Origin of the sequence: Actinomadura gamaensis (assembly GCF_042652125.1) — a bacterium.
Taxonomy (GTDB): Bacteria; Actinomycetota; Actinomycetes; order Streptosporangiales; family Streptosporangiaceae; genus Spirillospora; species Spirillospora gamaensis.
The window spans coordinates 120,692-143,335 of the sequence record NZ_JBHSIT010000009.1; the positions used below are offsets into that span (position 1 = coordinate 120,692).

Annotated in this window: 21 protein-coding genes; 8 read left to right on the forward strand and 13 right to left on the reverse strand. The window is 73.9% G+C overall.

Annotated elements, in window-relative coordinates; all coding sequences use genetic code 11:
• Entirely contained in the window at positions 1 to 1,407 is a 1,407-nt protein-coding gene (locus ACFPCY_RS28690; protein ID WP_378260097.1) for a glutamine synthetase family protein, read from the reverse strand.
• 157 nt (positions 1,408 to 1,564) lie between these two features.
• Between ACFPCY_RS28690 and ACFPCY_RS28695 the strand changes: the two genes are divergently transcribed.
• Positions 1,565 to 2,350, forward strand: a complete 786-nt coding sequence (locus ACFPCY_RS28695; RefSeq protein ID WP_378260099.1) for an acetoacetate decarboxylase family protein — start codon at positions 1,565 to 1,567, stop codon at positions 2,348 to 2,350.
• Positions 2,351 to 2,453: 103 nt separating this feature from the next.
• On the opposite strand, the gene ACFPCY_RS28700 is transcribed toward ACFPCY_RS28695, so the two are convergent.
• Positions 2,454 to 3,899: an APC family permease gene (locus ACFPCY_RS28700; RefSeq protein WP_378260102.1), complete on the reverse strand. Its 1,446-nt coding sequence runs from the start codon at positions 3,897 to 3,899 to the stop codon at positions 2,454 to 2,456.
• A gap of 220 nt (positions 3,900 to 4,119) precedes the next feature.
• On the opposite strand from ACFPCY_RS28700, the gene ACFPCY_RS28705 reads away from it, so the two are divergent.
• Together ACFPCY_RS28705 and ACFPCY_RS28710 are read left to right on the forward strand one after the other, a co-directional pair.
• On the forward strand, positions 4,120 to 4,692 hold the full coding sequence (locus ACFPCY_RS28705; RefSeq protein WP_378260104.1) for a MarR family winged helix-turn-helix transcriptional regulator: 573 nt from the start codon (positions 4,120 to 4,122) through the stop codon (positions 4,690 to 4,692).
• A gap of 49 nt (positions 4,693 to 4,741) precedes the next feature.
• The gene (locus ACFPCY_RS28710) at positions 4,742 to 5,656 is read left to right on the forward strand and encodes a TIGR03619 family F420-dependent LLM class oxidoreductase (protein ID WP_378260106.1); all 915 of its coding nucleotides are present in this window, start codon (positions 4,742 to 4,744) and stop codon (positions 5,654 to 5,656) included.
• A gap of 41 nt (positions 5,657 to 5,697) precedes the next feature.
• Here ACFPCY_RS28710 and ACFPCY_RS28715 read toward each other — a convergent pair whose 3' ends face one another.
• The 5 genes from ACFPCY_RS28715 to ACFPCY_RS28735 are packed head-to-tail and all read right to left on the reverse strand — an operon-like array spanning position 5,698 to position 10,320.
• The gene (locus ACFPCY_RS28715) at positions 5,698 to 6,885 is read right to left on the reverse strand and encodes an NAD(P)/FAD-dependent oxidoreductase (RefSeq protein WP_378260108.1); all 1,188 of its coding nucleotides are present in this window, start codon (positions 6,883 to 6,885) and stop codon (positions 5,698 to 5,700) included.
• 28 nt (positions 6,886 to 6,913) lie between these two features.
• Entirely contained in the window at positions 6,914 to 7,102 is a 189-nt protein-coding gene (locus ACFPCY_RS28720; protein WP_378260110.1) for a ferredoxin, read from the reverse strand.
• A gap of 37 nt (positions 7,103 to 7,139) precedes the next feature.
• The gene (locus ACFPCY_RS28725) at positions 7,140 to 7,988 is read right to left on the reverse strand and encodes a fumarylacetoacetate hydrolase family protein (RefSeq protein WP_378260112.1); all 849 of its coding nucleotides are present in this window, start codon (positions 7,986 to 7,988) and stop codon (positions 7,140 to 7,142) included.
• Positions 7,985 to 8,890: a 3,4-dihydroxyphenylacetate 2,3-dioxygenase gene (locus ACFPCY_RS28730; protein ID WP_378260115.1), complete on the reverse strand. Its 906-nt coding sequence runs from the start codon at positions 8,888 to 8,890 to the stop codon at positions 7,985 to 7,987. The genes ACFPCY_RS28725 and ACFPCY_RS28730 overlap by 4 nt, the downstream gene beginning before the upstream one ends.
• The gene (locus ACFPCY_RS28735; RefSeq protein WP_378260117.1) at positions 8,878 to 10,320 is read right to left on the reverse strand and encodes an aldehyde dehydrogenase; all 1,443 of its coding nucleotides are present in this window, start codon (positions 10,318 to 10,320) and stop codon (positions 8,878 to 8,880) included. The genes ACFPCY_RS28730 and ACFPCY_RS28735 overlap by 13 nt, the downstream gene beginning before the upstream one ends.
• Before the next feature lie 120 nt (positions 10,321 to 10,440).
• Between ACFPCY_RS28735 and ACFPCY_RS28740 the strand changes: the two genes are divergently transcribed.
• Both ACFPCY_RS28740 and ACFPCY_RS28745 read left to right on the forward strand, forming a co-directional pair.
• Complete coding sequence (locus ACFPCY_RS28740; protein WP_378260700.1) at positions 10,441 to 11,916, forward strand: aldehyde dehydrogenase; 1,476 nt, start codon at positions 10,441 to 10,443, stop codon at positions 11,914 to 11,916.
• Entirely contained in the window at positions 11,913 to 12,623 is a 711-nt protein-coding gene (locus ACFPCY_RS28745) for a gamma-glutamyl-gamma-aminobutyrate hydrolase family protein (protein WP_378260119.1), read from the forward strand. Before ACFPCY_RS28740 ends, ACFPCY_RS28745 begins: the two co-directional genes overlap by 4 nt.
• On the opposite strand, the gene ACFPCY_RS28750 is transcribed toward ACFPCY_RS28745, so the two are convergent.
• A complete protein-coding gene (locus ACFPCY_RS28750; protein WP_378260121.1) occupies positions 12,620 to 13,297 on the reverse strand; it encodes a type 1 glutamine amidotransferase in 678 nt (225 codons plus the stop codon). The genes ACFPCY_RS28745 and ACFPCY_RS28750 overlap by 4 nt on opposite strands.
• A gap of 94 nt (positions 13,298 to 13,391) precedes the next feature.
• On the opposite strand from ACFPCY_RS28750, the gene ACFPCY_RS28755 reads away from it, so the two are divergent.
• The 3 genes from ACFPCY_RS28755 to ACFPCY_RS28765 all read left to right on the forward strand — a co-directional run bounded on the left by ACFPCY_RS28755 (position 13,392) and on the right by ACFPCY_RS28765 (position 16,597).
• Positions 13,392 to 13,988, forward strand: coding sequence for a TetR/AcrR family transcriptional regulator (locus ACFPCY_RS28755; protein ID WP_378260124.1), 597 nt, complete (start codon positions 13,392 to 13,394; stop codon positions 13,986 to 13,988).
• Between the two features lie 103 nt (positions 13,989 to 14,091).
• On the forward strand, positions 14,092 to 15,513 hold the full coding sequence (locus ACFPCY_RS28760; protein WP_378260126.1) for a DHA2 family efflux MFS transporter permease subunit: 1,422 nt from the start codon (positions 14,092 to 14,094) through the stop codon (positions 15,511 to 15,513).
• A 70-nt stretch (positions 15,514 to 15,583) separates the two neighbouring features.
• Positions 15,584 to 16,597: an LLM class flavin-dependent oxidoreductase gene (locus ACFPCY_RS28765; RefSeq protein ID WP_378260128.1), complete on the forward strand. Its 1,014-nt coding sequence runs from the start codon at positions 15,584 to 15,586 to the stop codon at positions 16,595 to 16,597.
• A gap of 74 nt (positions 16,598 to 16,671) precedes the next feature.
• Here ACFPCY_RS28765 and ACFPCY_RS28770 read toward each other — a convergent pair whose 3' ends face one another.
• The 5 genes from ACFPCY_RS28770 to ACFPCY_RS28790 all read right to left on the reverse strand — a co-directional run bounded on the left by ACFPCY_RS28770 (position 16,672) and on the right by ACFPCY_RS28790 (position 22,092).
• Positions 16,672 to 16,896: a ferredoxin gene (locus ACFPCY_RS28770; protein ID WP_378260702.1), complete on the reverse strand. Its 225-nt coding sequence runs from the start codon at positions 16,894 to 16,896 to the stop codon at positions 16,672 to 16,674.
• 5 nt (positions 16,897 to 16,901) lie between these two features.
• On the reverse strand, positions 16,902 to 18,275 hold the full coding sequence (locus ACFPCY_RS28775; protein WP_378260130.1) for a cytochrome P450: 1,374 nt from the start codon (positions 18,273 to 18,275) through the stop codon (positions 16,902 to 16,904).
• A 116-nt stretch (positions 18,276 to 18,391) separates the two neighbouring features.
• Positions 18,392 to 19,051 carry a TetR/AcrR family transcriptional regulator gene (locus tag ACFPCY_RS28780; protein WP_378260132.1) on the reverse strand — a complete coding sequence of 220 codons (660 nt, stop codon included), beginning with the start codon at positions 19,049 to 19,051 and terminating at the stop codon, positions 18,392 to 18,394.
• Positions 19,052 to 19,130: 79 nt separating this feature from the next.
• Positions 19,131 to 20,651, reverse strand: coding sequence for a carboxyl transferase domain-containing protein (locus tag ACFPCY_RS28785; protein WP_378260134.1), 1,521 nt, complete (start codon positions 20,649 to 20,651; stop codon positions 19,131 to 19,133).
• Positions 20,652 to 20,694: 43 nt separating this feature from the next.
• Entirely contained in the window at positions 20,695 to 22,092 is a 1,398-nt protein-coding gene (locus tag ACFPCY_RS28790; RefSeq protein ID WP_378260136.1) for a sensor histidine kinase, read from the reverse strand.
• Positions 22,093 to 22,644: the final 552 nt, after the last annotated feature.

Genomic DNA, 22,644 nt, shown 5'->3' on the forward strand with positions numbered 1-22,644 from the left:
TCAGAGGTGGTAGGCGTACTCGCGGAACTCCCAGTCGGTGACGTGCCGCTGGAACCGCTCCACCTCGTCGCGCTTGTAGGTCAGGAAGGCCCGGACGAACGGCTCGCCGAGCACTTCGGTCAGGTCGGCGTCGGCCTCCAGCGCGTCGAGCGCGGCGGGCAGGTCGCCGGGCAGCAGGGGGGCGCGGTCGGCGTCGTAGCCGTAGCCCTCCAGCGGCTCGGGGCAGTCGAGCTTGTCGCGGACGCCGAGGTGCGCGGCGGCGACCAGGCCCGCGATGCCGAGGTAGGGGTTGGCGGTCGCGTCGCCGAGCCGGACCTCCAGGCGGGTGGACGCGCCGCGCTCGGGCGGGATCCGCACCATCGCGCTGCGGTTGTCCAGGCCCCAGTCGATCAGCCAGGGGGCGAGCGTGTCGGGGCCGAACCGCTTGTAGGAGTTGATCGTCGGGTTGAACAGCGCGGCGAGGGCGGGCGCGTGCGCGAGGACACCCGCGATCGCGTGCCGCGCGGTCGCCGAGAGGCCGTGCTCGTCGCCGTCCTCGCCGGCGAGGACGTTGCGGCCGCCGGCGTCGCACAGCGACAGGTGGACGTGGAAGCCGGAGCCGCCCTCGTCGTTGAACGGCTTGGCCATGAACGTGGCGAGCCGTCCCTCGTGCCGGGCGATCTCCTTGACGGCCGACTTGAAGCGGAAGGCGCGGTCGGCGGCGTCCAGGGCGCCGGAGTGGTCGAGGTTGATCTCGAACTGGCCGCCGCAGAACTCGTGGTTGCCCATGGTCGCGCCGATGCCGTAGTCGCGCAGGCCGCGCAGCGTGGACAGCAGGTGGCCTTCGGGGTCGCCCTTGCGTCCGGCGACGTAGACGTTGCCGGGCGCGTCGCCGTAGCGCCGCCATCCGGTCGGGCTCTGCGGGTCGGGCTCGCAGAGGAAGTACTCCAGCTCGGGTCCGGCGACGGCGGTCAGGCCGGTCTCGCCGAGGACGGCGGTGACGCGGCGCAGCACCTCGCGCGGGCCCTCGGGGCACAGGTCGGTGCCGTGCGGCTCGTAGGCGTCGCCGAGGCAGTGCGCGACGCCGGGCTCCCAGGGGATCGGCTTCAGCGTCGCGAGGTCGGGGACGACCCGGATGTCCGGGAGTCCCGCGCCGAGGCCCTCGGGCACCGGCACCACGTCGCCCTGCGGCGTGGTGTGGTACACCGCCCGGCAGAACGCGAGGCCGTGCTCCATCACCGCGGGCAGCCGCTCGACCAGCACGTCCCGGGCGCGCTCGGTGCCGATGAGGTCGGGGTAGGCCACGCGGACCACGTCGATCCCGTCCGCCCTGAGCCGGGCCACGACCTGCTCGACGGTCGCGCCGCCGCTGTCGGTGCCGTGGCCTCCGGCGTCCCTGGCACGGGCCGCGTCGAGTGGGTTGTTCACCGTCGAACTCCCTCACGGGGGGTCATTTGAGCCCAAACCATATGGCCGGAAGTAAGCGCTGACAAGACCTGGCCGGGACACAATCGCGGCCGCCCCCTGGCCAGGCCCCGGGGGCGGCGATATCGTACGGACCCAAACGAAGACCCGAAGGAGTGGCATGGCCGTGCGAGGCTTCCTGCATCCCCGAACCGCGACGGGTCGCGCGTCGCTGATCCCGAGCCCGCCGTGGCACTACTCCGGCGACCTGCTCACCGTCGAGTACCGGACGGACCCGGCGCGCGTGGCCGAGCTGCTGCCCGCCCCGCTGTCCCCCGCGGACGAGGACCCGGGCGCGGTCGCGATCATCTGGGCGGACTGGCAGTCGTGCTCGGCCTCCGGCGAGGAGCTGCTCGACCCGGTGCGCGCGCAGTACAAGGAGTGCTTCGTGGTCGTCCGCTGCTCCTTCGAGGGCCGGACGTACTCCCGCTGCGTCTACATCTGGGTCGACAAGGACTTCGCCATCGCGCGCGGCCTGCACCAGGGCTACCCGAAGAAGCTCGGCTCGATCCACCAGACCCGTCCGCACCCCTTCGGGGCCGCCGCGCCGCGCATCGCGGCGGGCGGGCGGTTCGGCGCGACCCTCGCCGCCGCCGACCGCCGCCTCGCGGAGGCCGTCGTGACGCTGCGCGAGCCGTCGGACTCCAACGGCTTCGTCAACGGGCACCCGATGGCGCACCACCGCTACCTGCCGAGCATCGAGACCGGCGGCGCGCCCGCGCTGGACGAGCTGGTCGAGTCCGGCGCGTCCGGCTTCGAGGCCGGGCAGGCGTGGCGCGGCGACGCCGAGCTGCGGCTGTTCGAGGCCCCGACCGAGGAGCTCGCCTCGCTGCACGTGGACGAGATCATCGGCGCCTACTACCGCCAGGTCGGCGTCGTCTGGGACGGCGGCCGCAAGCTCGCCTGACCAGCCTCGCCTGACCAGCCTCGCCTGACCAGGCTCGCCTGATCAACGCCGTGAGCGGCGTGCCGGTGGACCCCACCGGCACGCCGCTCGCACGTTCACGGGGTCAACCGCGGCCGATGCGCTCGTAGACCTCCGGCCGCCGGGCCCGCAGGACGAGCGCGAACCCCACGCCCGCCAGCGCGAACACGAAGATCAGGCCGGGCAGCACCCAGACCAGCGGCGAGTTCTTGTCCGCGCCGAGCAGCGCGTCGAAGTTCCGCAAGCACACGACGAACAGCGCGGCCAGGCCCAGCCCGGCGAGGACCGGCGCGACGAGCCGGTTCCACGCGTTCTCGCCGCGGGCGTCCTTCAGGAAGAACGCGACGACGGCCGCCGACGTCAGCGCGAGCAGCAGCATCACGCCGAGCGCGCCGAGGTTGGTGAACCAGTTGAACAGGGTCAGCACCGGGTCCTTGCCGGACGCCGCGAACACCACGACCACCGCGACGGCGAGGACGGTCTGGGTGGCCGACCCCACGTGCGGCGAGCGGTGCTTGGCGTGCGTCCGTGCGAGCGGCGCGGGGAGCACGCCGTCCCGTCCGAGCGAGTAGAAGTAGCGGGCGACCGCGTTGTGGAACGACAGCAGCGCCGCGAACAGGCTCGTGACCAGGAACAACTGCGCGGTGTCGGAGAACGCCTTGTCGAGGTGCTCGGTGGCGAGGCCCCAGATGACGCCCGGCCCCTCCCGGCCGGACCGTTCGATGATCTGGTGCGGTCCGGCGCCGATCGTGATCGCCCACGCGGTGAACGCGTAGAACAGCGCGATGACGCCCACCGCGATGTAGGTCGCGCGGGCGACCGTCCGGCGCGGGTCGCGGCACTCCTCGCTGTAGATCGCGGCGGCCTCGAAGCCCATGAAGCTCGCCATCGCGGCGACCATGGCCGCGCCGGTCGCGCCGGTCCGGACGGCGGCCCAGCCGAGCGGCTGCGCCGACACGCCGTGCGGCGCGTCCGCGAACTGGGCGATGTCGAAGACGAGCACGGTCAGGAACTCGACGGCGAGCAGGACGCCGAGGACGCGCGCGTTGAGGTCCACGCGCCGGAACCCGAGGACGGCGACGACCGCGACCCCGGCGAGCGCGACCGCCCACCAGGGCAGGTCCCAGCCGAGCCGGCCCTTCAGCAGGTCGGCCGTGGTGAAGCCGAAGATCCCGTACAGGCCGACCTGCATGGTGTTGTAGGACAGCAGCGCGACGAACGCGGTGCCGACCCCGGCGACGCGTCCGAGGCCGTGGGTGACGTAGGCGTAGAAGGCGCCCGCGTTCGCGATCGAGCGGCTCATCGCGGCGTATCCGCCGGTGAACACGACGAGCAGGACGCCCAGCACCACGTACAGCGCGGGGATGCCGAGCGTCCGCGACACCGCGAACGAGGTGGGCATGCCGCCCGCCGCGACGGTCAGGGGCGCGGACGCGGCGACGACGAAGAACACGATCCCGGGCACGCCGATGCGGCGTCCGGGGCGGTCGGCGGGAGCGGACAGGGGGGATTCGACATCTGAGATCGCCATCAGCGGCTCCAGGCTGGGCGCGGCACGGGGCGGCCGGCGTGGCGGGGACGGGTCCGGCGCCCCCACGGCTCTCGCGGGCCGCGGGGGGTCGTTCGGCCCCGCACGACATCCGGGTCGCCCGATCGTACGGATTCAAACGAGCGCCGACAAGGGTAGGTTCTGACGAGGCCCGGGCGGAGCGTTCCGCGGCGGGACGGCCCCCGAGACGGATGGAGAGCGCGTGACCGGGCACCACACCCTCGGCGAGACCGAGCAGGCGATCCAGCGGCGGCTCGGCGACGTGCCCATCCGGCACGACGCGATGATGGCCGTCTCCAACATCTACCGGGCCGCGACCGCCATCCGGCAGCACGTGGAGGGCTCGGTGCTGCGCCAGGCCGACCTCACCTGGACCGCGTTCGTGGTCCTGTGGGTGGTGTGGATCTGGGAGGAGATGGAGACCCGCCACGTCGCCGAGGAGGCGGGCATCTCCAAGGGCACGCTCACCGGGGTCGTCCGCACGCTGGAGGGCCGGGGCCTGCTGGAGCGCCGCCAGCACGCCACCGACGGGCGGCTCGTCCTGCTGCGCCTGACGCCCGCGGGCGAGGAGCTGATGTGCGAGCTGTTCCCCGCGTTCAACGCCGAGGAGGCGTTCGTCGCCGAGCCGCTCTCCCCCGGCGAGAGCAAGACGCTCGCCCAGTCGCTCCGCGCCATCGTCGAGCACCTGGAGGCCGACGGCGACGCGCGCCGCAAGGCCCTGCGCGCCGACTCCCCGCCGCCGCCGCGGCGCTCCGGGCGCCGTCCCCGGCTCTGATCCCGCGAGGGTCTGGGCAGCCTTGGTTTGGCGCCTTACGATCATCGCCATGGGTCCCCGATTCGTGCTGGTGCTCAGCGAGAACTGGACGCTGACCGGCGGGCGTGACCTCCCGCGCCTCGTCCGGTGGGCGCGCGAGGCCGAGGACGCCGGGTTCGACGCCGTCATGGTCAGCGAGCACGTCGTGCTCGGCCGGGACGCGTGCGCGAACGGCGTCATGGGCAATCCGCGCGACTACGCGCTCCCCGGCAACCAGGATCCCTCCATGCCGTGGCCGGGTTCGCTGCCGCTGCTGAGCGCGATCGCCGCGGTCACCTCGCGGATCCGGCTAGCGGCGGCGGCCGTCATCACGCCGCTGCGGCATCCGCTCGCGCTCGCGCGCGACATCGGGACCCTCGACCTGCTCTCGGAGGGACGGCTGGTCGTCCAGCCCACGGTGAGCTGGAGCCGCGACGAGTACGCGGCGCTCGGCGTCCCGTTCGAGCGCCGCGGAGCCATCCTGGACGAGCAACTGGAGATCTGGGCGAAGCTGTGGCGCGGCGGCCCGGTGTCGCACCGCGGACAGCACTTCGCGTTCGACGAGGTGTACTTCGAGCCGCGCGCCTTCCGCGAGGACGGCCCGCGCCTGTGGTTCGGCGGCCAGCACCTCCATCCGCGCCTACTGGACCGGCTCGTGAAGTACGGGCACGGCTTCCACCCGTTGGGCCGTCCTACCGAGGACGAGACGGAACGCCTCTCCAGCGCTTTGAATGCGGCGGGCCGCGAGCCGCTCGAAATGATCGGCGGCGTCCGCGCCGACTTCCCCGACGACGACTCGTGCGCCCCGCTCGCGCCCGCCCTGGAGTCGATCCCCGGCCAGATGGAACAGGGCTTCACGACGTTCTGCATCAAGCCGTCCCAGTACATCGACGACCCGGACGGCGTCGGCGCCTTCTGCCGCGAAGTGATCGCCCGCACGTCCTGACGGCCTCAGGGATTCAGCCGTGCCAGGGAGCGGTCAAACGATCAGACCGCGGCGGCGAAGGCGTCCATGAGGAGCTTGCGGTAGCGCGGGATCGCCGAGGCGAGGCCCAGGAGGACGACGCCGACCAGCTCGCCGTCGCGGTGGTAGCCGACGGCGCACTCGGACGTCAGGTCGCCTTCGAGGACGCGGATGTCGTCGCAGCCGAGCGCGGGCGCGCCGAACGACTGGATGCGCAGGTCGTACTGGTCGCTCCAGAAGGACGGCAGCGGCGCGAAGGGCGGGGACTCGACGCCGAGGAGCGTGCGGGCCGCCTTGCGGGCGGTGTCGGTCGGGATCGACCAGTGCTCGACGCGGCGGCACACGCCGTCGTAGCGCGGGTTGGGGAACCGCGCGACGTCGCCGACCGCCACGACGTCCGGACGGCCCTCGACGCGCAGTTCCGCGTCGCAGAGGACGCCGTCGGAGAGGTCGAGCCCGTTGCCGTCCAGCCACGACACGCACGGCGTGGAGCCCACGGCCTCGATGATGACGTCCGCGGCGACGGCCGTGCCGTCCGAGAGGACGACGTCGGCGGCCCGGTGCGGTCCGGGCGGGGTGGACGCGGCGAAGGCGGTCACGGTCCGGCCCAGCAGGAACCGGACGCCCTCGGCCTCGTGGCGGCGGCGCAGCTCCGCGCCGAGGTCGGGGCCGAGCGGGCTCATCAGCGGCTCGGGCGCGGCGCAGACGACGGTCACCTCCGCGCCGAGCCTGCGCGCGGTCGCCGCGACCTCGCAGCCGACGAAGCCCGCGCCGATCACCACGACGCGCACGCCCGGCGCGAGGGACGCGCGGAGCCGGGTCGCGTCGTCCAGGGTGCGGACGACGTGGCGGCGGTCCTCCAGGCCCGGCTGCGGGAGGCGGCGCGGGCGCAGGCCGGTCGCCACGACCAGCCCGTCGTAGGCGAGGGACGACCCGTCCAGGAGGGTGAGCGTGCGGGCCGCGAGGTCGGACGACACGACCGGCATGCCGAGCCGCCAGTCCACGTCCGCGACCGAGGAGCGCATGCGGAACGCGACCGCCGCGTGCGTGACCTCGGACGCCAGCACCTCCTTGGACAGCGGCGGGCGGTTGTAGGGACGGTGCGGCTCGTCCCCGACCACGACCAGCTCGCCCGCGAACCCGGCCGCGCGCAGCTGCTCGGCCGCGCGCAGCCCGCCCATGGACGCGCCGACCACCACGATCCGCCGCATGCTCATCCCTCCAGCCCGTCCCGTCCGGTCAGTCTTCGAGCGTGATCGCCTGGAGCGGGCACACGTCGGCGGCCTCTTCCACGGCGTCGCGGAGGGAGTCGTCCGGGGTCGCGTCGTACTCCAGGTGGCCCTCGTCGTTCAGGTGGAACACGTCGGGGGCGGAGAAGACGCACTGGCCGTGGTCCTGGCAGCGGTCCATGTCCACGATGATCTTCATGGGGGTGGTGTTTCCTCTCGGACGGGGACGAAGGGGCTCAGCGGCGGGGCGCGCGGACGCCGCGGAACTCCCAGTCGCCGCCGAAGGCCGTGGAGACGACCTCTTCGGACTCGGTCGGCTGGGCTCCGCAGTCGTCCCGGATCGGCACGGGCCCGGTGACGATGTGGTTGGTGAGGCGGCCCAGGCCCTCGGCCTCGACCTCGACGACGTCGCCGGGCGAGACCGGCCGCGAGTTGGCCGGGGTGCCGGACAGCAGCACGTCGCCGGGGTTGAGGGTGATCGTGCGGGCGATGTCGGCGACGAGGTAGTGCATGTCCCACTGCATCTCGTCGGTCGAGCCGTCCTGGACGATCTCGCCGTTGACGTAGGTCCGCAGGTACTTGCCGCGGAAGTCCCAGCCGGTGACGAGGCCGGGGCCGAGCGGGCAGAGCGTGTCGGAGCCCTTGACGCGCAGCATCGAGCCGGCGTCGGTGTCGCGGAAGTCGTGCAGGCCGTAGTCGTTGGCGACGGTGTAGCCCGCGATGTGGTCGCCGGCCTCGGACGGCGCGATGTTGCGGGCGGTGCGGCCGATGACGATCGCGATCTCGCCCTCGTAGTTGAGGTACTTGCAGCCCTCGGGGCGGACGACCGCGCCGCCGTGCGAGTTCAGCGCCGAGGTCGGCTTGTGGAAGTAGGTCGGCGCGGGCGGCAGCTTGGTCTGGAACTCCTCGACGCGGCTGCGGTGGTTCAGGTGCACCGCGATGATCTTGGACGGCTCGACCGGCGGCAGGTGCACGGCGTCCGCGGCCGGGACGCGGCGGCCGTCGGCCGACACCAGCTCCTCGCCGTCGCGCACGACGCGCGTCACCGCGCCGTCCAGCAGGATGCGGCGGTACTCCACGGTCATCGGGACGTCCATCCGTTCTCGGGGCGGTCGAACCAGAGGTGCACCTGGCCCGTGCCGACGCTGTTCTCGTACTCGCTGTAGAGGCGTCCGGGAGCGGCGCAGTCCCGCTCGCCGAGCGCGCCGATCATCATGAGGTAGTGCCCGAACCGGGCCTCGGGCTTGAACTTCAGGAACTCCGGCATGTGGTCCAGGACGCGGGCGTGGTCCCCCTTCCGGAACCACTCGATGAGCTCCTCGTCCGCGCGCCGCGCCGCGTCGGTGAAGATGTGCGCGGGGTCGGCGGACTCGTGGTCGCGGATCTGCCGCAGCGGCCAGAACGTGTGCGACAGCGCGCCGGACGCGATGAGCAGCACGCGCCGGTCGGTGTCGGCGATCCCGGCGGCCAGGGCGCGGCCGAGGCGCAGGTTGTCCTCGACGTCGGCGGTCTGGCAGACGCCGATCGAGATCCACCGCTTGCCCGGCCGGTTCAGGTACGGGAAGTCCCGCACGCCCAGGTACGTCCACAGGTTCACCGTGGCGTAGTGGATCGGCAGGTACGGGTCGTCGATCGGGGTGATCCAGGTGCCCTGCTCCTCGGCGTGCGCGGCGATCGCGCGCGCGAGCTCCGGGTCGCCCGGGAAGTCGTAGGGCACCCGGCACATGCCGCGCGGCAGCTCGTCGGACGTGTACAGCCCGGCGCGGCGGTCGTGCGCGGTGACGACGAACTCGACGGTCGTCGCCCAGTGCGAGTCGAGGACGACGACGGTGTCGTAGTCGTCGCGCTCGAAGACGTCCGCGCGGAGCCGTTCGAGCCCGGCGACGAGCGTGGAGTCCTCGCCGCCGTTCAGCTCGCGGCGGGTCACCTCCGGCAGGACGATGGTGGGGACGTGCGCGAGCAGTCCCGCGCCGACTACTTCTCCCATGGGGCCGTCACCGTGTTCTTCAGATCGCAGTAGAAGTCGAAGGACCAGTCGCCGCCCTCGCGCCCGACGCCCGACTGGCGCGAGCCGCCGAACGGGGCGCGCAGGTCGCGGACGAAGAAGCAGTTCACCCAGACCGTCCCGGCGACCAGGGCGGACGTGACGCGCTCGGCGCGCTCGGACGAGCCGGTCGCGACGGTCGCGGCGAGGCCGAACCGCGTCTCGTTGGCCATCGCGACGGCCTGCTCCTCGGTGTCGAAGGTCTGGAGCGTGAGGACGGGCCCGAAGACCTCCTCCTGCACGATCTCCTCACCGGGCGTCGCGAACAGCGTCGGACGGTAGTACAAGCCGCCCAAATCGTCGTTCGGACCGCCGCCCATCAACGCCGTCGCGCCGTCCGCCTTCGCCCGCTGGACGAAGCCGTCCACGCGCTCGAAGTGCTTGCGGTGGATCTGCGGGCCGATGTCGGTCGTCTCGTCGCGCGGGTCGCCCTGCTTGAGCCGGGACGCCTTGGCGATGAACCGGGCCGTGAACTCGTCGGCGACCGACGACTCGACGAGCAGGCGCGTCGCGGCGAGGCAGACCTGCCCGGCGTTGTCGTACTGCTCGACCGCGAGGTCCACGGCGAGGTCGAGGTCGGCGTCGGCGAAGACGAGCAGCGGGGACTTGCCGCCGAGCTCCAGCGAGAGCGGCGTCAGGTTCGGGGCGGCCGCGGCGGCGATCGTCCGGGCCGTCGGGACCGAGCCGGTGAAGCTGATCCGCCGGACGTCGGGGTGCGCGGTCAGCGGGCCGCCGACGTCCGCGCCGTAGCCCTGGACGACGTTGAACACGCCGTCCGGCAGCCCGGCCTCGGCGGTGATGTCGGCGAGCAGGGACGCGGTGAGCGGCGTCCACTCGGCGGGCTTCAGCACGACCGTGTTCCCGGCGGCGAGCGCGGGGGCGATCTTCCAGGTGGCGAGCATCAGCGGCGCGTTCCAGGGGGTGATCAGCGCGCAGACGCCCGCCGGGTCCCAGGAGACGTGGTTGGCGTGGCCGCGGGTCTCGAAGTCCTCGTGGCCGAGGTTGAGCAGCCAGTCGGCGAAGAAGCGGAAGTTGTGCGCGACGCGCGGCATGACCCCGCGCCGGTGCGACCGGATCAGCGCGCCGTTGTCGTGCGTCTCGACCTGCGCGAGCTCCTCGATCCGCTTCTCCACGCCGTCGGCGATCGCGTGCAGCAGCCGGGCGCGCTCCTCGCGGGACGTCCTCGCCCAGGCGGGGAACGCCTTGTACGCCGCGTCGACGGCGGCCTCGGCCTCGCGCGCGCCGCCGGAGGCGATCTCGGCGAGCGGCGCGCCGTCGATCGGCGACACGTCGGTGAACGTCGCGGCGGACGGGACCCGCTCACCGCCGATCCAGTGACCGGTGTCGACGGCGACACCCGCGATCGTTGCCACGGCACCTCCAGGTTGTTTGGTCCCAAATAAGTTTCCGGACGGGAGTGACGGAGGTCAACCCCCCGCTCTAACATTCGGGACCAAATGACTTCTCCGACCCGAGGAGGGACCGTGCCCGAGATGTCCCACGAGCAGTGGCGCGAACGGGCCGCCCGGCTCGTCCCGGCGACCGCGCACCGCATCGGCGGAGGGGAGCGCGAGGAGGGCGGCGACGCCCTCGACGTGGTCTCCCCTCGGGACGGCGCGGTGATCGCCCGCGTGCCGTCCGCCGGGAAGGCCGAGGTGGACCTCGCCGTCGCCGCCGCCCGCCGCGCCTTCGACGAGGGACCCTGGCCGCGGATGAAGCCCGCCGAGCGCAAGGCGGCGCTGCTGCGCTGGGCCGACCTGGTCGAGCGCGACCGCGCCGAGCTGGCGCTGCTGATCGCGCTGGAGATGGGCAAGCCGGTCGCCGAGGCGGACGGCATCGAGCTGCGCGCGACGATCAACGGCCTGCGCTGGTACGCCGAGATCGCCGACAAGGGTCTGGACGAGGCCCCGCGCACGGCGGACGGCTCGCTCGCCCTCGTCACGCGCGAGCCCGCCGGGGTCGTCGCGGCGGTCGTCCCGTGGAACTTCCCGCTCACGATGGCCACCTGGAAGCTCGCGCCCGCGCTCGCGGCGGGCTGCACGGCCGTGCTGAAGCCCGCCGAGGAGTCGCCGCTGTCGGCGCTGCGGCTCGCCGCGCTCGCCGACGAGGCCGGCCTGCCGCCGGGCGTCCTCAACGTCGTCAACGGCCCCGGCGAGGTCACCGGCCGCGCGCTCGGCGAGCACCCCGGCGTGGACGTCCTGGCGTTCACCGGGTCCACCGAGGTCGGCCGGCACTTCCTTCGCTACGCGGCCGACTCCAACCTCAAGCGGGTCTGGCTGGAGCTGGGCGGCAAGTCCCCCAACATCATCCTGCCGGACGCCCCGGACCTCGACGCCGCCGCCGACACCGCCGCCTGGGGGATCTTCTTCAACGCCGGGGAGATGTGCACCGCGCCGTCCCGGCTGCTCGTCCACCGCGACGTCGCCGACCGCGTCGTGGAGCGGATCGTCGCGCGCGCGGGCGCGCTGCGCGTCGGCGACCCGCTCGACCCGGCGACCGAGATGGGGCCGCTCGTGTCGTCCCGGCACCGCGAACGGGTCCTGTCGTACATGGACGCCGGACGCGCCGACGGCGCCCGCCTGCTCGCGGGCGGCGCCGCCCTCGACCGTCCGGGCCACTTCGTCGAGCCGACCGTGTTCGACCGGGTCACGCCGTCCATGCGGATCGCGCGCGAGGAGATCTTCGGGCCGGTGCTGTCGGTGCTGACCTTCGAGGACGCGGACGAGGCCGTCCGGCTCGCCAACGGCACCGACTACGGTCTCGCCGCCGCCGTCTGGACGTCCGACCTGTCCAAGGCGCACCGGATCTCGCGCGCCCTCCGCGCCGGGACGGTCTGGGTCAACTGCTACGAGGAGGGCGACTACAGCGTCCCGTTCGGCGGCGTGAAGCTCTCCGGGCACGGACGCGACAAGTCGCTGCACGCGCTCGACAAGTACACCGACCTCAAGACCACCTGGATCGAGCTGTGAGCGCGCGCGCCCCGAGGCCTTTGATCGCGCTGCCGTGCCGGTTCTCCGAGTCGGCGTCCGCGCTGCGGTACCGGGCCGAGGTCACCGCGCGGGCGCTCGCCGAGGCCGTGTGGCGCGGCGGCGGCGAGCCGTTCATGATGCACCCGGCCGCGCCCGAGGACGTGGCGTCCCGGCTGGCGCGCTGCGACGGCGTCCTGCTGCCCGGCGGCGGCGACCTGCACCCGAGGCACTACGGCGTCGCCGACGAGCACGAGACCCTGTACGACGTGGACGAGGAGCAGGACGCCTTCGACCTCGCCGTGGCCCGGCACGCGCTCGCCGCCGGGCTCCCGCTGCTGGCGGTCTGCCGCGGCCTCCAGGTCGTCAACGCCGTGCGCGGCGGGACGCTCCGCCAGCACATGGAGCCCGACCACCGGCACGTCGTCCACCCGGTGGCGGTCACGCCCGGCACGCTGCTCGCCAAGATCGCCGGCGAGGCGGAGGTGACGGCGTCCTGCTACCACCACCAGGCGGCCGAGTCCCTCGGCGCCGGGCTGGTGCCGGTCGCGCACGCGAACGACGGGACGGTCGAGGCCGTCGAGCTCGACGGCGGGACGGGCTGGTTCCTCGGCGTCCAGTGGCATCCCGAGGACACGGCCGGGACCGATCCGGTGCAGCAGGCGATCTTCACCGAGCTGGTCGACGTCGCGTCCCGGTCGTCCCGCTAGGCGGTCGCGACCTTCGCCAGGAAGGCGTCCAGCAGGCCCTCCATCAGGGCGGCCGTCGCGTCGGCCCGGGCACGGACCTCGCCGAGGACCGTGTCCGGGTCGAGCCCTGCGCCGAGCAGCGCGCGCGTGCCGCCGCCGTTCAGCCACTGCTCCAGGACGGCGGGGGTGATCTCCGGGTGGAACTGGACGCCCAGCGAGCGCCCGACGACGAACGCCTGCGGCGCGGCGTCGTTCCAGGCGACCGTCCGGGCGCCGGGCGGCGCGGACCAGCGGTCGGTGTGGAACTGGAACCACGGCCCGGACGGGACGAGCCCGGCGTCCTCGGTCTCGACCTCGACGAACCCGTACTCGGCGCGGGCGGCGCGCTCGGTCCGTCCGCCGAGGGCGGTGGCGAGGAGCTGGCCGCCGAAGCAGATCCCGAACACCGGGACGCCGGTCGCGTGCGCCTCGCGGATCAGCGCCAGCTCGGGCGCGATCACCGGCGCGGTCTCCTCGTCGTGCGCGGACCAGGCCGCGCCGAGCGGCGCCACCAGGTCGTAGCCGCCGGGCGCGGGCAGCTCGGCCCCGGGGCCCTTGACCACGTGCTCCTCGCACTGCCAGCCGCGGGCGGCGAGGGCGGACTGGAGCCCGTCCACGGGGGCGGACGACTCGTGCTGGATGATCAAGGCGCGCATGGACATATCGTACGGCCCCGAACGATCCGGAATCCAGGGGCTTGTCGGGCATCAGGGGTTGCGCGGCGGGCGGATTGCAGTAAACATTTACTTCATGACCGACAGCCGGACCGCACTGCTGGACGCCGCCGCCGAGGAGTTCGCCCGCCACGGCTTCAAGGGCGCGCGCGTCCAGGAGATCGTCCGGCGCGCCGGAGTGAACGAGCGCATGATCTACCACCACTTCGGCAGCAAGGAGGGCCTCTACCGGGCGACCGTCCAGGAGCTGCGCCGCCGCACCGGCGAGCTCTGGAGGCCCGTGCTGGCCGAGGCCGCCGGGAGGGAACCGGTGGACGGCGTCCGGCACGCGCTGCGCGGCCTGTTCGTCACGCTGGACACTGTCCCGCAGATGATCGCCGTGATGCTGCACGAGTGGCTGTCCGGGGAGTGGCGCTCGACCATGCCCGGCCCGGACGAGCTGCCCGCCGAGCTGCGCAAGCTCTACGAGCGCGGCCAGGACTCCGGGATCTTCGCCCCGGACGTCCCGTTCGAGGTCGTCTACGGATCGGTCATCGGCTCGGTCATCTCCACCAACGTGTTCGTCGACCGCTTCGGCGAGTTCAACCCCGGCAGCATCCCCGCCGACCGGGCCGCGCAGCGCGAACTCGCGATCGACCAGCTCCTGTACGGCATGGGCGCCCGCGACCGCTGACCGCCCCGCATATCGCTCTCCCTGAGACCCCCTGCCCAGCCCGTCCCGTATCCGCTGCGCAGTAAATATTTACTGCGCCTCCCTCCGAACTGGAGAACAGGACATGGCAGAGACCACGCTCAGCCCGCCGCCACCCGACGCGCGGCGGCTCTCCCCCGCGCTGCTGCGGCTCGCGGGCGTCATCATGCTCGCCTCGCTGATGATGCAGCTCGACATGACGATGACCGGCATCGCCACCAAGACGCTGCTGCGCCGCTTCGACACCACGCTGAGCACCGTCCAGTGGGTCACCACCGGCTACATGCTCGCGATGGCCGTGGTCATCCCGGTCGCGGGCTGGGGCATGGAACGGTACGGGGCCCGCGCGGTCTGGATGACCTCGCTGGCGCTGTTCCTCGCCGGGTCGGTCGCCTGCGGGGCGGCCTGGTCGATCTGGTCGCTGATCGCGTTCCGGGTCGTCCAGGGGCTCGGCGGCGGGCTGATCCTGCCGCTCGCCCACGCGATCGCCGCGCGCGAGGCGGGGCCCGAGCGGCTCGGCAGGATGACCGCCGCGATCGCCGTGCCGTCCCTGCTCGGGCCCGTCCTCGGGCCGGTGCTGGGCGGCTGGATCGTCAGCGACCTCAACTGGCGATGGATCTTCTTCGTGAACGTCCCGGTCTGCGCCGCCGCGCTCGTGCTCTCGCCGCGCGCCGTGCCGTCCGGGCGAACGGGGCCATCCGGGCGGGGTCCGGGACGGGCGCCGCTGGACGTGCTCGGCCTCGTCCTGCTCGCCGCGGCCTCGGCCGCCCTCGTGTACGGATGCGCCGAGATCGGACGGCTCGGGTCGTTCGGCTCCGCCCGCGTGATCGTCGCGCTGGCCGCCGGGATCGTCCTGCTCGCGGCGTTCGTGGCGCACGCGCTGCGGCCGGGCGTCGAGCCGATCATCGATCCCCGGCTGTTCCGCTCGCGCCGCTTCGCCGCACCGGCCGCCGGAATCCTGCTCGCGACCGCCCTGATGTTCGGCGCGCTCGGCCTCCTGCCGCTCTACTACCAGCAGGCGCGCGGCGAGAACGCCCTGCACACGGGCCTGATGATGATCCCCTTCGGGGTCGGAATGGGCGTCGCGCTGGCCGTCAACGGGCTGCTCGCCGACCGCGTCCCGGCCCGGCTGCTCGCCGTCGCCGGGACCGTCCTGACCGGAGCCGGGGCCCTAATCTTCACCCGCCTGGACACCCACACGGGCGCGGTCACGACCGGGTTCGCGCAGGTCCTGTACGGCGCGGGCATCGGCGGGCTCCTCGTGACGATCCTGACGGCGGGGATGCGGAGCGTCGCCCCCGACGCCATCCCGCGCGCCTCGACGGCCCTGCGCATCCTCCAGCAGATGGGCGGCTCGTTCGGCAGCGCGCTGCTGTTCGTGATCTTGCAACGACGCGAGGCCGGGCATCCGGGTGGGCAGGCGTTCGGCTCCACGTTCTGGTGGCTGGTCGGCTTCGCCGCGATCACGCTCGTGGCCACTCTCGCGCTGCCGTCCCGGCGGCCCTGACGGGGTGATGTGAGGAGCGACGCTCTTCCGGCCGGGAAGACGGGCGGACGGGCGCGGGTTGGCACTGAGCATGAGTCTCCCGTTCTCCGTGCTCGATCTCGCGCCCGTCGCGTCCGGCTCGACGTCCGCGCAGGCGCTCCGCAACACGCTCGACCTCGCCCGGCACACCGAGGACCTCGGCTACCACCGCTACTGGCTCGCCGAGCACCACCGGATGCCGGGCATCGCCTCCTCGGCGACGGCCGTGCTGATCGGGCAGGTCGCGGCGGCCACCTCGCGGCTGCGGGTCGGCTCCGGCGGGATCATGCTGCCCAACCACGCGCCGATGGTCGTGGCCGAGCAGTTCGGCACGCTGGAGGGCCTGTTCCCAGGCCGGATCGACCTCGGCCTCGGCCGCGCGCCCGGCACCGACCAGGCGACCGCGCGGGCGCTGCGCCGCACCCCCGGCCCGCTCTCGGCGGACGACTTCCCCGAGCAGGTCCACGAGCTGCGCGCCTACTTCGAGGACGGCGGGACCGTCACCCCGGCGGCGGGCAACCGGCCGCCGATCTGGCTGCTCGGATCCAGCGGCTACAGCGCCCGGCTCGCCGGGATGCTGGGGCTCCCGTTCGCGTTCGCGCACCACTTCAGCGCCGAGAACACGCTGCCCGCGCTGGCCCTGTACCGGGAGGCCTTCCGTCCTTCGGCGGACGGCCTGTCCGAGCCCTACGCGATGATCGCGGTGTCGGTCACGGCGGCGGCGGACGACGCGACGGCCGAGCGGCTCGCCCGCCCGCAGGCGCTGTCGTTCCTGCGGCTGCGCCAGGGCCGTCCGGGGCCGCTGCCGTCCCCGGAGGAGGCCGAGGCCTACCCGTACACGCCGCTGGACCGCGAGGTGATCCGCTCCCGCCAGGACTCGCAGGTCGTCGGCGGGCCCGAGACCGTACGGCAGAAGATGGACGCGCTGGTCAAGGAGACGTCCGCCGACGAGGTCATGGTCACGACGATGGTCCACGACCACGCCGACCGGCGGCGCTCGTACGAGATCCTCGCCGGGATCTACGGGCTGCCGGCGCCGGCGGAGGCCGACCTCGCCCACCGATAGAGCCCGCCGGCTAGAGAACGCCGGAAGGCCGCCGTGGCTGGAGCCGCGGCGGCCTTCTGCTGCTTTCGCCGCGGTCAGGTGGACCGGTCTTCGGCGGCGGGCTCGTCCTCCTCGATCGAGAGGACCATGTTCGGGCACATGTCGGCCGCCAGGCGGACGGCCTCGTACTGGTCCTCGGGCGGGGTGTCGGTGGCGAGGACGACCGTGCCGTCCTCGTCGGACTGGTCGAACACCTTCGGCGCGTGCAGGACGCACTGCCCCGCGCCCAGGCAGCGCTCGCGGTCGGCGACGACGCGCATCCCGGTCACACCTCCCAGCGGACGGGCAGCTCGTGGACGCCGTAGATGGCCATGTCGTGCCGCATCCGCAGCTCGTCCGCCGGGACGGCCAGCCGCAGGCCCGGCAGCCCGTCGAACAGCGCGGTCAGCGCGATCCTCATCTCGACGCGGGCGAGCTGCTGCCCGAGGCACTGGTGGATGCCGTGCCCGAACGCCACGTGCTGGGACGGCGGCCTCGTGACGTCCAGCTCGTCCGGACGGTCGAAGTGGCCGGGGTCGCGGTTCGCGGCGGGCAGCGACAGCACGAGCGTCTGCCCCGCGCGGACGAGGCGCCCGTGGACCTCGACGTCCTCGCGGGCCACGCGGGTGGTGCCGAACTGGATGATCGTCAGGTAGCGGAGCAGCTCCTCGACCGCGCGGTCGGCGGCGTCCGGCGAGCCGCGGAACGCGCGGAGCTGGTCGGGGCGGGTGAGCAGGGTGACGGTGCCGAGGGCCAGCATGTTCGCGGTCGTCTCGTGCCCGGCGACCAGGAGCAGGCGGCCGATGCCGGTGAGCTCGGCGTCGGTCAGGTCGGTGCCGGCGGTGATCAGCGTGCCGAGCAGCGCGTCGTCCGGTTCGCGGCGCTTGGCGGCGACCAGCTCGCGCATGTAGCCGGTCAGCGCCAGCCGCGCCGCGTCCACCTCCGCGTCGGTCGTGGTGAGGCTGAGCGCGGCGGCCGACCAGGCGTGGAAGCGGCCCCGGTCCTCGTACGGCACGCCGAGCAGCTCGCAGATCACCAGCGACGGGATCGGCAGCGTGAACGACGGCACGAGGTCGGCGGGCGGCCCGGCGGCACGCAGCGCGTCGAGGTGGTCGGCGACGATGCGCTCGACGCGCGGCGCGAGCGCCTGCATGCGGCGGGTCGTGAAGTACGGCGTGAGCAGGCGCCGCAGCCGCGTGTGCTCGGGCCGGTCCATCGTGAGGAGCATCCCCGGGCGGTCCTCCTCCTTGAACGGCGGACGGCCGCGGACCGGCGACGACGCGGTCACCCGGTCGGCGCTGAACCGCTCGTCCGCGAGGATCGCGCGGACGTCCTCGTGCCGGGTGAGCAGCCAGCCGGTCGCGCCGTCCGGGAAGGACAGCGGGGAGATCGGCGCCTCGCTGCGGATCCGGGCGAGCTCGGGCGGCGGGTCGAGCGGGTCGTCGCGCCGGGTCGGCAGGACGGGTGCTTCGGCAGCCGCCGCGGAGACGGGGCACCGGGCGGAGGCGGACGGTTCGGCGGAGGCGGAAGGCTGGGCGGAGGCTTCGGCTGAAGTGGAGACGGAGGCGGGAGGCTGGGCGGAGGCGGGAGGCTGGGCGGAGGCGGGGGGCTGGGCGGAGGCGGGGGGCTGGGCGGAGGCGGGGGGCAGTGGAGCGCGCATGGAGAGGTTCCCTTCCTCGGTGGATCGCGCCGTGCGCCGCTCTCCCCCGGCGGGACGGCTTCGGCGGGTCCGCCGGGCGGGGGCGGCCTGCCCTCCGAAAATAGAACTGCTTCGTTCTATGTGCGAGGATCCCGCGAGTTCGGGACGTCCAGGAGGGGGGCCAGGATGCCGTCCACAAACCGGTCCACCAGCCCCGGGCCTGGGTTTTCGTCCCTTACAAGGACATGACTGAAGATGACCGCGAACGGCAGATCCGCGAGGAGTCCGGCGTCCACCCGGTCCGGGATCTCGCCCCGGCGGACGGCCCGGTCGAGCGCCGCCTCGATCGAGTCCTTCACCGGCGTGGCCAGCCGCTCCCGCCTGAGCCGGGCCAGCTCGGGGTCCCGGCGGCTGCCCTCCAGCAGCGCGATGAGCAGGCCCCGGTCGAGGACGGACCAGCTCGCGGTGTAGGCCGTCAGGAGCTGCCGGATGTCCTCGACGAAGGATCCGGCGTCCCGCCGCGGCACCTCGGGGCGGTAGCGCTCCATCGCCGCCACCACCAGGTGCGCCTTGGACGGCCACCGCTGGTACAGGCTCGCCTTGCCGACCCGCGCCCGCCTGGCCACCAGGTCCATGGTCAGCCGCTCGTACCCGACCTCGGAGAGCAGTGCGAGCACCGCGTCGAACAGCTCCGCCCGCCGCTCCGGCCGGCTGAGCGGCACCTTGCGGATGCCGGTCCCCCGCTGCCGCCGGCCGCCGCCCGCCGGGAGGCCCTCGGCCACTGGTTCGTTCCGCACGCCGTCCGCCCTTCCCATGGTGCTCAGCACGGTAAGCCCCGCGCCGCCGGACGGCAGCCTGCACGGCCCGATGCGTCCCCTACAGGCCACTTCCCGCGCGCCGGGCGTAGCGGCGGCTGCGACCGGACGGGTCGGAGCGCAGCGCGGGAAGCTCGCGCGCCAGGACGCGGGCGGCGCGCACGCAGAACGCCTCCGGCTCGTCGGCGGCGTCCGGCCGTTCGGGGACGATCGCGTCCACGATGCCGTCCGCGCGCAGGTCGGCCGCCCGGACGCGCTGCGCGGCGGCGAGTTCGGGCGCGCGGTCGGGCGTCCGGTGGACGATCCCGGAGGCGCCCTCCGGCGGCAGCGGCGCGAGCCAGGCGTGCCGCGCGGCCAGGACGCGGTCGGCGGGCAGCAGGGCCAGCGCCGCGCCGCCACTTCCCTCACCCAGCAGAAAGCAGAGTGTGGCCGTCCGGAGAGTGATCAGGTCGGCGAGGCAGCGCGCGATCTCGCCCGCCAGCCCGCGCTCCTCGGCCTCCGGCGAGAGCGCCGCGCCGGGCGTGTCCACGACGGTCAGGAGCGGCAGGCCGAACTCGGCGGCGAGCCGCATACCGCGCCGGGCGACGCGCAGCCCGGCGGGGCCGAGCGGCCGTCCGACGCGCTGCGCCGCCCGGTCCTGGCCGATCACGACGCAGGACGCCGAGCCGAACCGCGCGAGCGCGAGGAGCAGTCCCGGATCGGCGTCGCCGTCGCCCGTCCCGGACAGCGGCGTCACGCTGGACGCCCCGTACCGCAGCAGTTCGCGGATTCCGGGACGATCCGGGCGCCGCGACCGCTCGACCGACTCCCAAGCCGACACCTCGTCGGCCTCGCCGTCAGCCGGGACGGGCATCTCGGTACGAACCGTCCGCTGCGCGGGGGTGGGCGCGGGCTTGGGGGCGGTGGACAGGGTGTCGAGGGCTTGGGCGGCGACTTCGGGGAGGTCGTCCACGCCTACGACGGCGTCCAGGAGCCCCTTCGCAGCGAGGTTCTCGGCCACCTGGACGCCGGACGGGAACGGCTTGCCGTACAGCGTCTCGTACACGCGCGGCCCCAGGAAGCCGATCAGGGCTCCCGGTTCGGCGGCGGTGAGGTGGCCCAGCGAGCCCCACGACGCCAGCACCCCGCCGGTCGTGGGATGCCGCAGGTAGACGAGGTAGGGCAGGCCCGCGGCGCGGTGCGCCATGACGGCGGCGGTGATCCGCGCCATCTGGACGAACGCGATCGTGCCCTCCTGCATCCGCGTGCCGCCGGACGCCGGCGCGGCCAGGAGCGGCAGCCCCTCGGCGGTGGCGCGCTCGACGGCCGAGACGATCCGGTCGGCGGTCGCCACGCCGATCGATCCGGCCAGGAAGGCGAACTCGGAGACGACGACGGCGACGCGGCGTCCGCGGAGGAGCCCGGATCCGGTGACGACGGCCTCGTCACGTCCGCTCCGCTCGCGCGCCCGCGCGAGGTCGGCCGCATACGACGGGCTGAGCGTCCCGTACGAGGGCGGGACGTCCCAGGACTCGAAGCCGCCCGGATCAAGGACCCGGCGCAGCAGCCCGGCGGCGTCGGGACGATCCAGCGGCGCGCTCATAACCCGCAGGCTAGTGCCCCTCCCGCCCCCGTCCGGCGCGGGGTCAGCGGGCCGGTCGCGGGGTCCGCGGGGGCGGGGACGGGGCTCCGGCGCGCGGCAGGGTGAGGACGAGGTGGGCGCCGGTCCGGGTGTCGGCGATGACCAGCGTGCCGCCGTGCGCGTGCGCGATGTCGCGGGAGATGGGCAGGCCGAGCCCCGAGCCGCCGTTGTCGCGCTTGCGCCCCTCGGCGAGGCGCTGGAAGCGCTGGAAGACGCGGTCGCGGTCGGCGGGCGGGATGCCGTCGCCGTCGTCCGCGACGGTGAGGACGGCGTCGGACCCGCTGGACGCGACGGTGACGGTCACGCCCGTGCGCGCGTGCCGGGCGGCGTTGTCCAGCAGGTTCGTGATCAGGCGCAGCAGCGGGCCGCGCGCGCCGAGGACGACCACGCCGTCCTCGGCGGTGACCTCGACCGGGACGCGGCGGGGCCGCGCGCCCTCCTGGCGGGCGAGGTCGCCGAGGTCCACCGGCTCGCGGTCGAGCGGGACGCCCGCGTCCAGCTTGGCCAGCAGGAGCAGGTCGGTGACGATGCGCTGGAGCCGGTCGGCGTCGTTCAGGGCGGCGCGGGCGACGGCGGGCCAGTCCTCGTCCTCGGGATGCTCCAGCGCGACCTCGAGCTGCGCGCGCAGGCCGGTGAGCGGGCTGCGGAGCTCGTGCGAGACGTCCCCGACGAACTGGCGCTGCCGCACGACGGTCTGCTCAAGCCGGTGCAGCGTCACGTTGACGGACGCCGCGAGCTGCGCGATCTCGTCGTGGGTCACCGGGACGGTGACGCGCCGCATCCGGCCGGGACCCGATCCGGTCACTTCGGCCAGTTCGGCGCTCATCTTCCGGACGGGCCGCAACGCGCGCCGGACGGCCAGCGAGACCGACACGGCCGCCATGAGCAGCCCGAGCGGCACGGCGAGCACCAGGAGTCCGGTGAAGTACGAGCGCGAGCGGGAGAAGCCGGGCATCGGCGCGCCCGCGTAGAGCACCCGCCATCCGTGCCGCGTCCGGACGCGGGTGGCCACGACGTAGACCTCCTCGCGGGCGAGGGTGGTCCGTCCGGCGCGGGTGGGGTGCGAGGCGTCCGGACGCAGGTCGGCGAGCGGCGGACGGCCGGCCATCTCGTCGCTGGCCGCGCGGACGCGTCCCCGGTCGTCCAGGACCTGGAGCAGCAGGAAGCCCGTGTCGCCCGGGTGCAGCGCGCCGGGGCCGCGCGGATCGGAGGCGCGGACGGTCCCGGCGAGCGCGCTCACGGCCTTCGCGCCCCGGGCGTGCAGCGAGGCGTAGACCGCGTGCCGCAGCGTCGCGTAGAAGCCGACCGCCCCGGCGACCAGGAGCAGGCCGACCACCAGCGTCGCGGCGACCGTCACCCGCGTGCGCAGTGACCAGCTCCCCGGTGGCCAGCGCCCCGGCATCTCCCCGCGTCCTCCCCGTCGCCGCCTCTCGCGGTCTGCAACCGCCCGAAAGGATCACGCTGCGCCCTGCGGCGGCCGGACGCCACCCCCCGCGCGCGGGCTGGCCGTACCGGGATGATCGCCTTAAGAAATCTTGTGCGGGACGTGGCCGCCGGCGTCGCCGACCCGGCCATTGGCCGGTTGACGTGCGGAAAGACGCGCGAGAGGGAGATGCCGGTGGTCGGGACGGGCCGTGCCGTCACCGTCCCGACCACCGTGCGCCCCGCCGGAAGAGCGCCCCAACGGCGGGGAGGGCCTCGAAGAGCCCCGACTTCGCGATCACCATCCTGGCGCCGATTTCCCATAAAGTCAACTTGTTTTATAGGGAATCGGCGGGGTCGATGTCCGCGCGGCCGGGGCCTCCCACCCCTGGGGTCCCGTCCGCGCGGACATCGTCTTCGGTGCCGCCGACCGCCCGCCCGCACCGCGCCGAGGAGGTACCGCCGGAGCGGACGGTCGCCGAACTGGTTCCCACTGTGCCCGATCTTCGTGCACTGGCTGCTACATCCAGAT

Bases quoted from the DNA above. Each gene is read 5' to 3' on its own strand.
- ACFPCY_RS28720 (WP_378260110.1), bottom strand. From the start codon at position 7,102: ATGAAGATCATCGTGGACATGGACCGCTGCCAGGACCACGGCCAGTGC.
- ACFPCY_RS28695 (WP_378260099.1), top strand. From the start codon at position 1,565: ATGGCCGTGCGAGGCTTCCTGCATCCCCGAACCGCGACGGGTCGCGCG.
- ACFPCY_RS28715 (WP_378260108.1), bottom strand. From the start codon at position 6,885: ATGCGGCGGATCGTGGTGGTCGGCGCGTCCATGGGCGGGCTGCGCGCG.
- ACFPCY_RS28730 (WP_378260115.1), bottom strand. From the start codon at position 8,890: ATGGGAGAAGTAGTCGGCGCGGGACTGCTCGCGCACGTCCCCACCATC.
- ACFPCY_RS28750 (WP_378260121.1), bottom strand. From the start codon at position 13,297: ATGCGCGCCTTGATCATCCAGCACGAGTCGTCCGCCCCCGTGGACGGG.
- ACFPCY_RS28725 (WP_378260112.1), bottom strand. From the start codon at position 7,988: ATGACCGTGGAGTACCGCCGCATCCTGCTGGACGGCGCGGTGACGCGC.
- ACFPCY_RS28785 (WP_378260134.1), bottom strand. From the start codon at position 20,651: ATGAGCGCGCCGCTGGATCGTCCCGACGCCGCCGGGCTGCTGCGCCGG.
- ACFPCY_RS28775 (WP_378260130.1), bottom strand. From the start codon at position 18,275: ATGCGCGCTCCACTGCCCCCCGCCTCCGCCCAGCCCCCCGCCTCCGCC.
- ACFPCY_RS28710 (WP_378260106.1), top strand. From the start codon at position 4,742: ATGGGTCCCCGATTCGTGCTGGTGCTCAGCGAGAACTGGACGCTGACC.
- ACFPCY_RS28770 (WP_378260702.1), bottom strand. From the start codon at position 16,896: ATGCGCGTCGTCGCCGACCGCGAGCGCTGCCTGGGCGCGGGGCAGTGC.
- ACFPCY_RS28760 (WP_378260126.1), top strand. From the start codon at position 14,092: ATGGCAGAGACCACGCTCAGCCCGCCGCCACCCGACGCGCGGCGGCTC.
- ACFPCY_RS28755 (WP_378260124.1), top strand. From the start codon at position 13,392: ATGACCGACAGCCGGACCGCACTGCTGGACGCCGCCGCCGAGGAGTTC.
- ACFPCY_RS28700 (WP_378260102.1), bottom strand. From the start codon at position 3,899: ATGGCGATCTCAGATGTCGAATCCCCCCTGTCCGCTCCCGCCGACCGC.
- ACFPCY_RS28765 (WP_378260128.1), top strand. From the start codon at position 15,584: ATGAGTCTCCCGTTCTCCGTGCTCGATCTCGCGCCCGTCGCGTCCGGC.
- ACFPCY_RS28740 (WP_378260700.1), top strand. From the start codon at position 10,441: ATGTCCCACGAGCAGTGGCGCGAACGGGCCGCCCGGCTCGTCCCGGCG.
- ACFPCY_RS28790 (WP_378260136.1), bottom strand. From the start codon at position 22,092: ATGCCGGGGCGCTGGCCACCGGGGAGCTGGTCACTGCGCACGCGGGTG.